General features: G+C 32.6%; 9 protein-coding genes. 2 read left to right on the top strand and 7 right to left on the bottom strand.

Translation table 11 applies throughout. The features are described from left to right. Position 1 precedes the first annotated feature (1 nt). The 4 genes from QVZ41_RS10380 to QVZ41_RS10365 form a co-directional block, all read right to left on the bottom strand. Positions 2-529 (bottom strand): DUF3341 domain-containing protein, encoded by a 528-nt coding sequence (locus QVZ41_RS10380; protein ID WP_302884511.1) that lies wholly within the window; start codon positions 527-529, stop codon positions 2-4. Next, positions 519-1919: an NrfD/PsrC family molybdoenzyme membrane anchor subunit gene (gene nrfD, locus QVZ41_RS10375; protein WP_302884510.1), complete on the bottom strand. Its 1401-nt coding sequence runs from the start codon at positions 1917-1919 to the stop codon at positions 519-521. The genes QVZ41_RS10380 and nrfD overlap by 11 nt, the downstream gene beginning before the upstream one ends. A gap of 31 nt (positions 1920-1950) precedes the next feature. After that, positions 1951-5004 (bottom strand): TAT-variant-translocated molybdopterin oxidoreductase, encoded by a 3054-nt coding sequence (locus tag QVZ41_RS10370; protein WP_302884509.1) that lies wholly within the window; start codon positions 5002-5004, stop codon positions 1951-1953. Between the two features lie 62 nt (positions 5005-5066). Then, a complete protein-coding gene (locus QVZ41_RS10365) occupies positions 5067-6272 on the bottom strand; it encodes a c-type cytochrome (RefSeq protein WP_302884508.1) in 1206 nt (401 codons plus the stop codon). Positions 6273-6481: 209 nt separating this feature from the next. On the opposite strand from QVZ41_RS10365, the gene QVZ41_RS10360 reads away from it, so the two are divergent. Both QVZ41_RS10360 and QVZ41_RS10355 read left to right on the top strand, forming a co-directional pair. Continuing rightward, positions 6482-6829 (top strand): hypothetical protein, encoded by a 348-nt coding sequence (locus QVZ41_RS10360; protein ID WP_302884507.1) that lies wholly within the window; start codon positions 6482-6484, stop codon positions 6827-6829. 3 nt (positions 6830-6832) lie between these two features. Continuing rightward, the gene (locus QVZ41_RS10355) at positions 6833-7609 is read left to right on the top strand and encodes a helix-turn-helix domain-containing protein (protein ID WP_302884506.1); all 777 of its coding nucleotides are present in this window, start codon (positions 6833-6835) and stop codon (positions 7607-7609) included. Positions 7610-8012: 403 nt separating this feature from the next. Here QVZ41_RS10355 and ettA read toward each other — a convergent pair whose 3' ends face one another. From ettA to QVZ41_RS10340, 3 genes are all read right to left on the bottom strand, one after another. After that, complete coding sequence (gene ettA, locus QVZ41_RS10350; protein ID WP_302884505.1) at positions 8013-9704, bottom strand: energy-dependent translational throttle protein EttA; 1692 nt, start codon at positions 9702-9704, stop codon at positions 8013-8015. A gap of 116 nt (positions 9705-9820) precedes the next feature. After that, positions 9821-12607, bottom strand: a complete 2787-nt coding sequence (locus QVZ41_RS10345; RefSeq protein ID WP_302884504.1) for a sugar-binding domain-containing protein — start codon at positions 12605-12607, stop codon at positions 9821-9823. A gap of 39 nt (positions 12608-12646) precedes the next feature. Further along, positions 12647-15475: a glycoside hydrolase family 2 TIM barrel-domain containing protein gene (locus tag QVZ41_RS10340; protein ID WP_302884503.1), complete on the bottom strand. Its 2829-nt coding sequence runs from the start codon at positions 15473-15475 to the stop codon at positions 12647-12649. Positions 15476-15556: the final 81 nt, after the last annotated feature.

Genomic DNA, 15556 nt, shown 5'->3' with positions numbered 1-15556 from the left:
CTTAATGCTTTTCAATTACTTTAATCTCAACAGCGTTAGTTGTATTTAACAAAGCTGTTAATTCTTCTTCATTATCTTCTACAGGAATTTCCATTAAGAAAATATCATCTGTAGTTCTTGGATCTGGGTTTTCTGCTTCTTTAAAAGGCCATAATCTACTTCTCATGTAAAAAGTAATTACCATTAAGTGAGCTGCAAAAAACACAGTTAATTCAAACATAATTGGTACAAAAGCAGGCATATTATAAACCCAAGCAAAATTTGGTTTACCTCCAATGTCTTGTGGCCAATCTTCAATCATCATGTAATTCGTCATCCAAATTGCAAAAGACAAACCACATAATCCGTATATAAAAGCACAAATCGCTAAGCGCGTATGTGGCAATCCTAATAATTTATCTAAACCGTGAACTGGAAACGGTGTAAAAACTTCTTCAATATGATGATTAGCTTCTTTTACTGTTTTAACGGCATCCATTAAAACATCATCATCATTATATAATGCGTGTATAACTTTATTAGTGCTCATTTTTTCCGTCTCTTAATTGTTTATAATGTTCTCCTGAAGATTTCATAATTGTTTTTACTTCTGCCTGAGCAATTACAGGGAAAGTTCTAGCATATAATAAGAACAATACAAAGAAGAATCCAATTGTTCCAACAAATACTCCAACATCGACAAATGTAGGTTCAAAACGTGTCCATGTAGATGGTAAATGACCTTTACTCAATACAATTGCAATAATATCAAAACGCTCAAACCACATTCCTATGTTAATGGCAATAGAGATGATGAAAGACCAAATAAAACTTCTTCTAACTTTTGTTATCCACAATAATTGAGGAATTGCAATGTTGAATAAGATTAATGACCAGAATGCCCATCCATAAGGTCCTGTTGCGGCACCTACAGACATATAAGTATAGTTTTCATATGGAGATCCCGTATACCAGGCAATAAAGAATTCAGAAGCATACGCAACTGCTACAATACCACCAGTAACAATAATTACTATGTTCATGTATTCAACATGTAAACGAGTGATATAGTTTTCTAAATTTGATACTTTTCTCATAATTCCTAATAACGTTTGTACCATCGCAAATCCTGAGAAGATTGCTCCAGCAACGAAATAAGGAGGGAAAATTGTTGAGTGCCAACCTGGGTTGATAGAAGTAGCAAAGTCCATAGATACAATAGTATGTACAGAAAGTACTAATGGAGTTGCCAAACCAGCTAATACTAAAGAAACTTCTTCAAAACGTTGCCAGTCTTTTGCTCTACCAGACCATCCAAAAGATAACAAAGCATATATCTTCTTTTGAAAAGGTTTTACGGCTCTATCTCTAATCATTGCAAAGTCAGGTAATAAACCAGTCCACCAAAACACTAATGATACTGATAAATACGTTGAAATTGCAAATACGTCCCATAATAATGGTGAGTTAAAGTTTACCCATAACGATCCAAACTGGTTTGGAATAGGTAATACCCAATAACCATTCCAAGGACGTCCCATGTGAATTAATGGAAACAAACCTGCTTGGAAAACAGCAAAGATTGTCATTGCTTCTGCAGAACGGTTAATTGCCATTCTCCATTTTTGACGAAATAACAATAATACTGCTGAGATTAATGTACCAGCGTGACCGATACCTACCCACCATACAAAGTTGGTAATATCCCAAGCCCATCCAATGTTCTTGTTTAACCCCCAAACTCCAATTCCTGTTCCGATGGTATAAAGAATACATCCAACTCCCCATAAAAAGGCAGTTAATGCAATTCCAAATGCGATATACCAATTTTTATTTGCCTTACCCTCTATTGGTTTTACGATATCCATTGTGATATCGTGGTAACTCTTTTCCCCTAAAACTAAAGGTTCTCTGATGGGTGCTTCGTAATGAGACGACATATAATCAATTTTAAATTTTAGTTATTCCTTTTTAAGCTTCGTTTGTGTTTCTGATTTTAGTTTGATAAACAACATTGTTGTCAGTTCCAATGAACTCTAACAATCTATATGCACGCTTATCTTTACGTAAAGCAGTTACTTCATCTTCTGGGTTATTGATATCTCCAAACTTGATAGAACCTGTAGCACAAGCACTAGAACAAGCAGTAGTGAATTCGTTTACATCAATTGGTCTACCCTCTTTTTTAGCATCAAGAATAGTTTTTTGAGTCATTTGAATACACATTGAACATTTTTCCATAACTCCACGAGAACGTACAGTAACATCTGGGTTTAATACCATTTTACCATAGTCATCATTCATATTGAAATCAAACTCATCATTATTATTGTATTTAAACCAGTTAAAACGACGAACTCTATAAGGACAGTTGTTAGCACAGTAACGAGTACCAACACATCTGTTGTATGCCATTTGGTTTTGACCTTGACGACCATGAGAAGTTGCAGCCACAGGACAAACAGTTTCACAAGGTGCATGATTACAGTGCTGACACATAATAGGCTGGAAAGCAACTTGTGGGTTTTGTGATTCTACAGTTTCTAAAGATTCGTAGAATCCAGCATTATCGTGAGTAGTTGGAGCTGTATTAGATTTTTTAGTTTCTAAAGTAGCATCTCCTTCTGACGTATAGTATCTATCAATACGTAACCAGTGCATATCTCTACCTACACGAACTTCGTGTTTTCCAACAACAGGAACGTTGTTTTCTGAGTGACATGCAATTACACAGGCTCCACAACCTGTACAAGAAGTTAAGTCAATAGATAAGTTAAAGTGATGTCCTATAGAACGATCTTGATCTTCCCATAAATCAACTTTAGTTACATCAACTTCCTGATGTTTTAAAGAAACTTCTGGTCTAGCATTCCACTCTTCTACTTTACCGTGAGTATATTCATGTAAACTAGTTTCTTTCAAAATATCATGACGACCAGCAATGGTGTGTTGTAATTGCTCACAAGCAAATAAATGTTCACCACCAGCGTTAGTTATCGAAGCAATTTGAGTACCTCCAAAAGCAACTGTATAGGCATTTACCCCTACAAGCATTTCTTTTTTCATTGCTTTGGTTTTACCATAACCGTATGATAACGCTAAAGTTCCTTGGGCTTGACCTGGTTGAATTAAAACTGGTACATTTTCAATAGTAGCTCCATTAACAGTAATAGTAGCATACTGTCCATTAATAGCTCCATTGTCTTGAACAGGATTACTAAATCCTAATGTATTTGCATCAGCTTGAGAGATTAACAAATAGTTATCCCAAGATGCTCTTGTTAATGGATCTGGCAACTCTTGTAACCATGGGTTATTTGCCTGTTGACCATCTCCTAATGCAACTGAAGAATATAATGTTAATTCAAACTCACCTGTTTTGGTATTTCCTTTTAAAGCTTTTGCAGCAGAAACAACATCAATTGAGCTTCCTGTTAATGGAGATACATTTACTGAAGCAAATCCATCATGTAAAGCTTTGTTCCAAGAACCTCCATTTAAAATAGTTGATTTAGCAAAAGAAGTTAAATAGTCATAGTAAGAAGTATTACTTCCTGTCCATGCTAACAAACAATCTTGAAACTGCTTAGTATCAAATAAAGGTTTGATAGTTGGCTGCGTTAAACTGTATTGATTTGCAGTAATTTTAACATCTCCCCAAGCTTCTAAATAACTTGGAGTTGCTAATGCATATTGCATCTCGCTTAACGTTTCATCTTCTTTAGAAGAGAATCCAACTGTTAATTTTGTTTTAGCCAATCCTGCTTTAAAATCTGCAGCATTTGCTAAAGTATATACTGGGTTAGTGTTGTAAGTAATTAAAGCCCCGACTTTACCAGCTTTTAATTCTTTAATCAATCCTGCTACTTCAACATCATTTCCTCCACGTACATACTTTACGTTTGTAGTATCTAAAATTTCTGAGTTTAAGTAGTTGTTGATTGCTAAAGCTATTAATTGAGCATTTTTATCTTGAATTCCAGTAACTACTACAGCTTTACTTCCTGCCTTTTTCAATTGAGCAGCAGCCTGTTTGATAGCAGCATCCCCAGGAGTTTTCTTAGATGGTAAATTTTGACCAGTAATAGCATTATATAAGTTGATCAAAGCAAAAGCTTGTTCTGATGGTTTTAACACCACTCGCTTATCAGCATTTGCTCCTGTTAAAGAGTAATTAGCCTCAAATTGAATGTGACGAGAAAACTTCCCTGCTTTTACATCTCTACCTGCAGCATAAGCAGCTTCGAAACCACCACCTTGCCAATCACCTAAAAAGTCTGCACCAATAGATACAATTGTTTTAGCGTCAGATAAATTATAATTAGGTAAAGCTCTTTCTCCATAAGCTTCTTCAAAAGCATCTAATGCAGCAGATTCTGAAACAGCATCGTAAACTACGTGAGATACATTGTTATATTTTTTCGAGAAATCAGCAATAAGAGCATCCGTAGATGGACTTGCCATGGTTCCTGTTAAGAAAACAATTTTTTCTCCTGCACTAGAAAGTTGCTCTAATTGTGCTGTAATTTTTGAATTTACATCAGACCAAGAAGCTGTATTTCCTTTTATTTTAGGACCTCTTAATCTTAAGCTATCATATAAAGACAATACAGATGCATTTACACGAGCATTTGTAGTTCCTTTAGCCTCTTTGTTTGGTAAAATAAAAACTGGACGTCCTTCTTTTGTTTTCACCAATACGTTCGCAAAGTCAAATCCATCTGCAATAGTAGATGCATAATAATTTGCGATACCTGGAGTTACCTCCTCTGGTTTTACAACGTAAGGAATCGATTTGATTACCGGACCTTCACAAGCTGCTAAAGAAGCTGCTGCTGTTGTAAACCCAACATATTTTAAGAAATCACGTCTTGTTGTACTAGACGTTTCTAAAGTTTCTTTATCACCTAAAAACGATTCAGGAGATTGTCCTTCATTGAATTCGTTTTGTTCAAGCGAAGCAACAATAGAACTATTTTCATTTAGCTCCTCAACACTTTTCCAGTATTTTTTGTTTGATGCCATGGTTAATTTTGTTTTATCTATAATTGATGCTAACTGTGACTTAGCTTAAAATTCTTGTACTCTTAGTAGTGACACTTACCACACTCTTTACCTCCTAATTGAGCGATAGTAACTTTATCCACTCCATATTTTTGAGATAATTGTTCGTGTATTTTTTTGTAGTATCCGTTACCCGCAATGTTCACTTCAGTTTCTTTGTGACATTCAATACACCAACCCATTGTTAATGGAGCATATTGATATAATTCATCCATTTCTTCAACTGGACCATGACATTTTTGACACTTTACCCCTGCAACAGTAACGTGTTGTGAGTGATTGAAATAAGCAAAGTCTGGTAAATTATGAATACGAACCCATTTTACTGGTTTTGTTTCTCCAGTATACTTTAAGTTTTCTGAATCCCATCCAGCAGCCTCATATACTTTTTGAATCTCCTTATCTAAGTAAGCTTTTCCTTTGGTTTCGATTTTAGTATCTTCAGCAACCTCAGAAATATTCTTATGACAGTTCATACAAACATTAACTGAAGGAATTCCCGATGTTTTAGAATGTTTTGCTGATGAGTGACAGTACTGACAGTCAATCTTGTTATCTCCTGCATGTATTTTGTGAGAGAATGCAATTGGCTGAACTGGCTGATAACCTTCATCTACACCTACAGACATTAAAGCTGTAAAACCAAAATAAACTCCTAAGAAAACTAGTATAATTGTAGCAAAAATCTTTAAGAACCCATTGTTACTTTTTAAGAAAACCCATCCTATTAAAGCTAATAAAACCAACGTTACAACTATAGTAGCAATCATAGGTAATACTTGACTAGGAGTTGATTCTGCCTCTACCGCTTGAACCGCTGTAGCTGCTCCTGCTTTTTTAACATCACCAACAGTTGTATAAGCAATAATGTCTTCTATCTGCTCATCAGATAAAAACTCAAAAACACTCATAGCAACCCCACCAAATTCTTCATAAATTGCTTTTGCATCAGCATCTCCAGAAGCCCTTAATTCGTTGTTGTTTTTAATCCATGCTTTAAGCCAATCCATATCTCGGCGTTCAGCTACATTTCCTAATGCTGGACCTGTTGATTTTTTGTCTAACTTGTGACAAGAGGCACAATGCATGTTAAACAATGCTTTTCCTGCTTTTACTTGCTCATCTGACGGCTTATCTTGTGCAGATAAACTTAAGGAAAAAGAGAAGAAAAGCGCTAGACTTAACTTTAAAACACTAGATAATTTTCTGTGTAATTTCACAATTTTCATACAGTTGTATAATAAGTTTTAAATATATTCTAAACGTGAATTTATAAGACATGATAAAAATCACTTAAATTTCACGTTAGGCAAAAGTAATATTATGCATCCAATTGGAGAACAGATATAGCGTCTAAAAGTTAATTTATAGATATTCTAAATAAGGTTTTTTTAAGATTACTTTTATTATATTTGTTTGATATTAAAACAAATTATTCATGCATAATAAAATAATTATTCTTTTTAGTTTAACAATAAGCATGTTCACTACAACGTTAATATATTCTCAAGATCATAAAAGTTCTTTAGATTATTTTATAGAAAAAAAACGCAACTATAACAAAACCAGTAAAAACGGCTATAGTGTTCTACTTTATAACGGTAATGAAGAGCAAGCTCTGATCACTTATAATACATTTGAAGAAGAATTCAAAGACATCAAAATTAAGCTAACTTATGTAAGTCCTGATTGGAAAGTTATTACAAAAGCTTACAGTACAAAGATTGAGGCTGAGCGTATTTATTTGATAATTAAAGAAAAATACCCAAACGCAAAAATTTTATAAACATTGAGTGATCAACAGTACATAGATATCTATCAAGAAGTATTTAATACGATTAAAGACTATAACAAAGGAGTTGTAGATATCCATATTAAAAAACTTAAAGATTTAGATGCCTTTTTATTACCTACTCAGTCGTTTTTTATCCTTACAAATACCATTAATAACACTTACGAATTTATCAGTAAAAACTTTGAAAAAACTTTAGGTCTTAGTATTGATAAAATGATGAGTGAAGGAGTCCCTTATTGGTTTGAACATCATCATCCTAAAGACTTAGAGATTTGGTTAAATATCTTAAATGAATTGATGGCGTTTACCATGGCTGAAATTCCTGTTGAAGACAGAAAAAAACTTTCATATACTTGGAATCTAAGAATTAAAAACGCTAAAGGAGTATATGTAAACCTTCACAAACATCAAACTCCGATAGCATTTGACGAAACTGGAAAGCCAATTGTAGGAATCAGTCACAACACTATTACTTCAGAAAACGTTGAACTTCCAATTATAGCCTCTATCAAAAAGCTAAATGATAATGATGAGTATGAAACGTTGTTTTACAAAAATTACAGCCAAAACTTATTAACAGATGGTTTATCTAACAGAGAAAAGGACGTTTTAAGATTATTAGCATTAAATCATACAAGTAAAGAAATAGGAGAAAAATTGTTTATTAGTCCTCATACTGTTGATGGCCATCGAAGAAAAATCATCAAAAAAACAGGTTTAAAATCTACTGGAGAAATTATACAATACTGTAAATCTCAACAGTTATTTTAAATACTTTTAATAAAACTGTTTAAAAGAGCCTGCTACTATAAAAGTAACAGGCTTTTTTATTTTTTTAAATAAACACTCAGATTGAGTGTTTCATAAAACACATATCTGTCGTATTTTTGTAATGAAAAAAGTTGAAAATTTTACTTTAGGTTAATTTTCATGAAAAAGGAAAAGAAAAAGGCATTATTTTTTAATATTGCCTTTTATTTTATTTTAAAAAGTATTTGAGTGTATTTCAAAACACTCAATTTGAGTGTTTTGAAATACACTCATGTTTATTAACTTTAGAGTGTTAATAAGAATATTAAGAACTTATACAAGAGAGTTTTATCGTTGAAAAAGGAAATAGTTGTTTAGAAAAAAAGACGTTACTTGCTATGGTAACGTCTTTTTTATTTATCTACTACCTAATTAACTTTTTGTATTTAATTCTCTTAGGTATATTATCTCCTCCTAATCTTTTAATTTTGTTTTCTTCATATTCCGAAAACGACCCTTCAAAGAAATAAACCTGACTATCTCCTTCAAATGCTAAAATATGGGTACAAATCCTATCTAAAAACCATCTATCGTGAGAAATAACCACCGCACAACCTGCAAAGTTATCTAAACCTTCTTCCAATGCTCTTAATGTGTTTACATCTAAATCGTTAGTAGGCTCATCTAACAACAATACGTTTCCTTCTTCACGCAAAGTCATAGCTAAATGCAAACGGTTACGTTCTCCTCCTGATAAGGTTGATACTTTTTTATTTTGTTCTGACCCTGAAAAGTTAAATCGAGATAAGTAAGCCCTAGAGTTTACCATCTTTCCTCCCATCATGATTAATTCTTGACCTTCAGAAAAGTTTTCCCAGATAGATTTTTCAGGATCAATATTTGAGTGAGTTTGATCTACATAAGCAATTTTAGCTGTGTCACCTACTATAAACTCCCCTCCATCAGGAGTTTCTTCTCCCATTATCATTCTAAAAATAGTTGATTTACCCGCTCCATTAGGCCCAATAATTCCAACAATTCCATTTTGAGGTAAGTTAAACTCTAAGTTATCATATAATAATTTATCTCCAAATGCTTTTGCAACACCTTTGGCTTCAATTACATTAGTTCCTAAACGAGGTCCATTAGGAATATATATTTCTAATTTCTCTTCAACTTGCTTTTGATCTTGGTTCATCAACTTATCGTAATTCTTTAAACGAGCTTTCGATTTTGCTTGACGACCTTTTGCTCCTTGACGGACCCATTCTAACTCGCGCTCTAATGTTTTTTGACGTTTTGAGGCTGTTTTTTCTTCTTTTGCCAAACGCTGTCCTTTTTGCTCTAACCATGATGAATAATTTCCTTTCCAAGGAATTCCTTCACCTCTATCTAACTCTAAAATCCATCCAGCAACATTGTCTAAGAAATATCTATCATGCGTAATAGCAATCACAGTTCCTTTGTATTGTGCTAAGTGATGCTCTAACCAGTGTACAGATTCAGCATCTAAGTGGTTGGTAGGTTCATCTAATAACAACACGTCTGGTTCTTGTAATAACAATCTACACAAAGCAACTCTTCTTCTTTCCCCTCCTGATAGATTTTTAATTGGCGTATCCCCTTCTGGAGTACGTAAAGCATCCATGGCAATTTCTAACTTAGTATCTAATTCCCAAGCATTAGAAGCATCTATTTGATCTTGTAATTCTGCTTGACGAGCCATTAACTGATCCATTTTATCTGCATCAGAATACACTTCCTCTAAACCAAACATGTCGTTGATTTTATTGTATTCTTCTAAAATAGCAACTGTTTCTGCAGCTCCCTCTTTAACAATATCCATCACCGTTTTATCATCATCTAATTTAGGTTCTTGCTCTAAGTACCCAACCGAGTAACCTGGTAAAAAGGTAATATCTCCTTGATAATTTTTTTCAGTTCCAGCAATTATCTTCATCAAAGTAGATTTACCCGAACCGTTTAAACCTAAGATTCCTATTTTAGCTCCATAAAAAAAGCTTAAATGAATATTTTTTAATACTTGTTTTCCTGTTGATTGGTATGTTTTACTCAATCCAGACATGGAAAAAATTACTTTCTTATCGTCTGACATATTTTTTTAAAATTTTGATAAGTACAAAAATACTTCTTTTTTAACAAAGCGCTACATATAAAACAAAAGCCTGTTACAGTTTTTGTAACAGGCTTTTATAAATTGTGAATGATATATTAATTGTAAATGTCTTTATCAGAAAATTGTTTCCCTTTTACATTAATTTCCAGATTATTTAAATCTTGATTTGTAATTGTTTTTGTAGGATTAAAATCTTTGCTTTTCATGTACTGAATCAAACTAAATCTTAATTGTCTAGCTACTGGTCTGTCATTTAAATTAGAGGTTAAATCTATTGATGAAAAGATTAGTTTTCCCTTTCCAACCTTAGCTTCAAACACATTTGCCAAATGATGATTGGTTACAAAATTATCTATCACACTTACTATCGGTGTAACTTGTAATGAATCTGTAATCATCGATTTAGATTTTAAACACAAATCCCACCATTGCCAATCTGTATGTGTACTTGTTGGAAAATGATTAAAAGCTGGGTGATTATCATCTAACATAATTCCCATGGTTGCTGGTTGATTAGGAAAATGAACTGGACTCCAAAACACAGGAACAAAACGTCCTTCAATTCCTTTCAAGCTTTTGTAATCCGGATTTAACAACACAGTTTTTCCTTTGCTTAACGCTTTCATCGCAATTTCAAAAGATGAAGTGATGATGATTTTTTTATCAATCGTTTTTACTTCTTTCGGATACTCCCAAACATGCCAATTATTTTTATACTTTGTTCCTCTTAAACTTACTGAAACATTCAATCTTCTTGCTTTATCAGTGGTAATAGAATATTCAATTGTTCCTATGTTTAAATTATTCCCTATAGTTAAATCAACATTTTTAAAAGCTCCTTTTTTTAATTCAACTCCTGAATCATCAGTAATTTTCCAATCTAAAATCTGATCTTTTTTGTCTTCAAAAAAGTTAGCAACCTCAACAGTTGCTTTAAATAGCTCTCCTTTTTGATATACTGCTTTTTCAAATCTAATCAACGTAACCAACTCGCTATTAAACTGACAAAATTCTTCAGCCGAAATAATTCCTTTTGATTCCCAAAAAGCATTTAATAAACCAACTAAAGCGGTTCCTTGCCCAGGAAAATCTTGTAATTGCAGCAATTGAAAACCATCAAAACTAGGGGTTTTTAAAGCCCTTTCTATTTCTTCCTTATATAATAAAGCTGCCAGTTTTCCCGAATTATACGTAAATTTAGGAGCCAAATTAATCAATCCCTTTTTTTCTAAATCTTGTTTTACAGCTACAAAGTTTTTAGGCTCTAAAACTCCTGTATATTTTGAAATTTCAGTCATATCTGGATAAACAGAATACTGTCCAATTTCATGAGATATTAATGGAATTTTCAGATGTTTACTATTTACTGAATAATCTTTATCAAAATTTGGAGACTGACTATTAAAAATTCCTTGTCCACGAACCCAACCTTTATCTGTCCATTGGGTAATAAAAAACTCATCTTCATGTTCTGGAACTACTCCCATAGGTTTTTGAAAAGAAAAAGACGTTGTTGCATACATATGACGATTATCTTTCTCTTTTAAATTTTTAACCATTGTGTTCAACAAATTCCTATCTCCCTCTAATTCATTCCCCATTGTCATAAAAAGAAACGAAGGATGATTCCCATAATCTTTGATGATTTTATTTGCTTCAGCAATTAAAAAATCGGTTGTATTTAGGTCTTTTCCCACTTTTAAACTCCACTGTGGTAGTTCAACCTGGCAATATAATCCTATTTCATCAGCAGCTTCAAACACTGCTTTTGGAGGACACCATGAGTGAAAACGTAAATGATTTAAACCATAACTTTTTGCTTGATTCATTAAAGTTAACCAACCTTCTTTTTTCATGGGTGGATGACCTGTTAAAGGAAAAATAACACATTCTAAATTTCCTCTAAGAAAAATTCGTCTTCCGTTTAAAGTAAGGTTGCCATTTTGATTTAAAACTTCTTTGTATCCAAATTTAGCTGTTACAATTCCTGATGTTGAACCAATCTCTACCTCATATAAATTTGGATGGAACTCATCCCAAAACTCAAGGCCTTCAGGTTTTTTAATATCAAAACTAATAGTGTTATCAACAGCTGTTGATTTGTGAATCTTGTCATGAAAAACTATTTGTCCTTCTGTTGATTTTATAACACAAGTAAAAACATCTTCAGTAGGTTTAGGCTGATTAAAAGTAATTTTTAATTTATTTTCCTTCACATTTGGATAAACTTGAAGATTTGTGGGTGCATTTTTATTTGATGTTTTTAATAAAATATCACCCAAAATACCATTCCATTTAATTTGTGTGTGATTGGTATAGGCATGAGCCATGTCTTGATTTACAGGATCTGGATATTTATTACCCGCCACATTAATGAAGGGAAATTTATTAGTATTGTCTATACATATGGTTAACAAATGTGTACCAGAAGAAAGAAAGTTAGTTAAATCAAAAACGTGGCTTCCTATTAAACTATTTGCGGATCCAACCAAAGCACCATCAACATAAACAGATGACTCCCAAATAATACGTTCTAAAAGTAGTTCAATCTTATTTTTTTTCCATGAAACAGGAATGGTAATTTCTTTTTGATACCAAGCCTTACCAATATATTGATGTTTTCTAGTTAAGTTAGACATCACGTAGTTATTGATGGCTGGTGTTAAAGTATTTGGAGCACCTATTCCAGCATCATCTAAAGTACCTGGTAACTGAATAGACGCTCCTTCTAAAACCTGAGAAGGCCAATTATTTTGAACACCAATGTTGGTTGAATCTAATTTAACCTTCCATGAACCTTTTAAAGATACATTTTTTGCCTGCTCTTGTGCGCATGCAGAAATAAAAAATAGCAGAAATATACCAGTGTATTTAAAAAACAATTTGTTTATGTATTTTTTTACTTTGATGTTAATATTTTATTATTTGTACAAATCTATAATTGATTTGATTTCCAATGTTACAGCAGGATTAAAGTCCTCAGAAATCATATACTTTTTAAGACTGTACAATAATTGTTGAGCTTCTGGTCGGTTTTTAAGATCTGTTGTTAAATCAACACCTGAAACTATTAATTTACCTTTTCCTATTTTAACTTCAAAAACAAGTCCCAAACTTCTATTCGTAAACCAATCATCTACAACCCTTACAATCGGTTTTAAATTTGGAGTAAATTCATCTAAAATAATTGCATTGGAATGACTCATAGCATCCCACCATTGCCAGTTTGAATGATATTCTGTAGGAAACTCAGCCAAAGCAGGATGATTAGGGTTACATAAAACTCCTAAAGTATGTGGTTTTTCTCCTAGAGTCCATGCGGTATTCCAAAATATACTAGAAAAACCAATTCCAACACTCCCTCCTTTTTCGGGCTTAATACTTCCTTTGGTTAAATTCAATAAAACGTTTCCTCCATTCTCTAAATAAGAAATAGTTTTAGTATCTAATTTATTGACAACCTTTACCTCTTTCTCATTGATTTTTTCTTTTTCAGAAGGATATACCCAAACATCCCAACTATTAGAAAAATTATTTACATGAACAACAAGTGTTAATTTTTCTGGAGATTTAATAGAGGTTAAATCCTTCTTAATATGACCAAGAGGAATACCATTGTTTAATGGAATGTCTTTTTTATCAAAAGCACCTTTAAATACAACATCTCCTTTAACATTTATCAACTCCCAAGTAGAGGAAGCTTGTACTAATTTATTTTTACCAAAATGAGCCACCTCAACACTTGCCTCAAAATTTTCATTATTGAGAAAAATTCGTTTCTTTAAACGAGCCAAAGGAACTGTTTCGTTACAAAATCTACGAAACTCTTCTGGAGAAATATATCCTTTTTCTTCCCAAAAAGCATCTAATACACCAACCAAAGCTGTTCCTTGCCCAGGAAAATCACTCAATCCTAATAGTTGAAAACCTCCAAATCCTTTAGTTCTTAAAGCAGCTTCAATATCTGCTTTATAACACAAGGCTTGCAATTTACCAGAAGCAAGCAATAAGCTGTCAGCCAAATAACCTAAATGATTATTTTCTAAACTTTCCTTAAAAATCTCAAAATTCTTTGGCTTTAAAACTCCAGTATATTTAGACATTTCTTTATAATTAGGATATGCACACCACTGCCCTATTTCATGACTTACATAAGGCATAGGAATGGTATCTATAAAATAATTATAATCAAAATCTGTTTGGGGAGATTTGTTAATAATACTATTTAATCCTTCTCCCCATCTTTGAATACGAGCATATGAATTGTTATAATAATCTAGATTATCTAAATAAGGTCTATCAGCAGCTCCTGTATAAAGTCTTCGGTTGTCTTGTTTTCTAAAGTGATTTACATATTTTCTTAAATAAGGTTTATGATTTACACGAAGAGGTTCATTACCCGAAGTCATCATAACAAAAGAAGGGTGATTTCCGTAGGCATCTAGTATATCTTGAGTTTCTTTATATAACCATTCGTCAACTGGATTTCCATTTCCTATAGATGAATTACCATTAGGCCAAGTAGATGCCTCTGCTTGTATGTAAACCCCTAATTCATCAGCAGCATTGAAAGCAGCTTCTGGAGGACACCATGAATGAAAGCGTACATGATTCAATCCATGATCTTTAATAATGTTTAAAATTCTCTTCCAATCATTAATATCAGTTGATGGATATCCTGTTATTGGAAAAACTGCACATTCTAAAGTACCTCTAAGAAAGATAGGTTTTCCATTCATAACAAACTGAGTTCCTTTTGCCTTAAACTCACGCATTCCAAAATTAATACCCTTATAATCTGTACCATATTGAGATTTTAATGCTAACTCCATTTTGTATAAGTTAGGATTGAATTCATCCCATAACAAAACATCATCTCCCATAGCATAATCCATAGTAAAATCCCCTTCACTATCAATCTCTATTTCTTGATCTATTGTTTCTAATTGATGATTATTTTCACCAACTCCAACTACTTTTATTTCAAATTTTACGCTCTGATTTTCTCCAGTAGTATTTTTAATTTTTCCTGTAACTTTTACTTTTTTATTAGTAACATCTGGGAATATTTTAACATGTTGAAACGCAATAATAGGTTTTGCTTCTAATTTAATATCTCCAACAATTCCATTCCAATTGGTTTGGGTATGATCTGTAATACTGTGAGCATTAATTCCTGGATTAATTTTATGAATAGCATTATCTATTCTAATGGAAAGTGTGTGTGTTCCCGGTTCTAAAACTCCTAAGTTATAATTATGAGAAGTCCCTAAACTATTTTGCATCCCAATATAATGATCGTCAATCCAAACCTTTGTTTCCCAATGAGGACGTTCAAGAGTTAATTCAACAGCCTTGCTTTGCCAATCTTTAGAAACTTCAAATTCTTTTTGATACCATGCTACACCAACATAGTGTTTGTTAGGCTGTAGCCAAAAAGGAATTTTTAGATTTTTTGAATCTCTATATTTAGCATATTTCTCATTATAATACCAAGCACTATCAACAATTTGCCCAGTCCATTTAGTATTTAAAGAAATATCATTCCCTTTATCATTCTCAGTCATTGACCCTGGTAAATTAACCTCTTCTGTTAATTTTTGAATATACCATTTTTGACTTACACCTTGATTTAACGAATCTATTTTAAATTGCCAAGTACCTGACAAATCTATCTCTGTAACATCTTTATTAGTACATGAACTTATGCTTAGGGCGATTAAAATTATTGTTAGTTTTAAAAATTTCATATTATTTAATTAAACATTATACTATTATTAAAAGCCTAAAAATACAACTCTAAGTCATATAAAAAATAGAGATAACAACCA

The sequence above is a fragment of the Wenyingzhuangia gilva genome (assembly GCF_030519655.1).
GTDB classification, from domain to species: Bacteria; Bacteroidota; Bacteroidia; order Flavobacteriales; family Flavobacteriaceae; genus Wenyingzhuangia; species Wenyingzhuangia gilva.
Note: the sequence above shows the minus strand (reverse complement) of the source record. Positions and strands in the feature narration are given on the sequence as shown.

What these genes read in the sequence shown, in the direction of transcription:
- QVZ41_RS10370 (WP_302884509.1), bottom strand. Translation starts at nt 5,004, where the DNA reads ATGGCATCAAACAAAAAATACTGGAAAAGTGTTGAGGAGCTAAATGAA.
- QVZ41_RS10360 (WP_302884507.1), top strand. Translation starts at nt 6,482, where the DNA reads ATGCATAATAAAATAATTATTCTTTTTAGTTTAACAATAAGCATGTTC.
- QVZ41_RS10365 (WP_302884508.1), bottom strand. Translation starts at nt 6,272, where the DNA reads ATGAAAATTGTGAAATTACACAGAAAATTATCTAGTGTTTTAAAGTTA.
- QVZ41_RS10380 (WP_302884511.1), bottom strand. Translation starts at nt 529, where the DNA reads ATGAGCACTAATAAAGTTATACACGCATTATATAATGATGATGATGTT.
- QVZ41_RS10340 (WP_302884503.1), bottom strand. Translation starts at nt 15,475, where the DNA reads ATGAAATTTTTAAAACTAACAATAATTTTAATCGCCCTAAGCATAAGT.
- ettA (WP_302884505.1), bottom strand. Translation starts at nt 9,704, where the DNA reads ATGTCAGACGATAAGAAAGTAATTTTTTCCATGTCTGGATTGAGTAAA.
- nrfD (WP_302884510.1), bottom strand. Translation starts at nt 1,919, where the DNA reads ATGTCGTCTCATTACGAAGCACCCATCAGAGAACCTTTAGTTTTAGGG.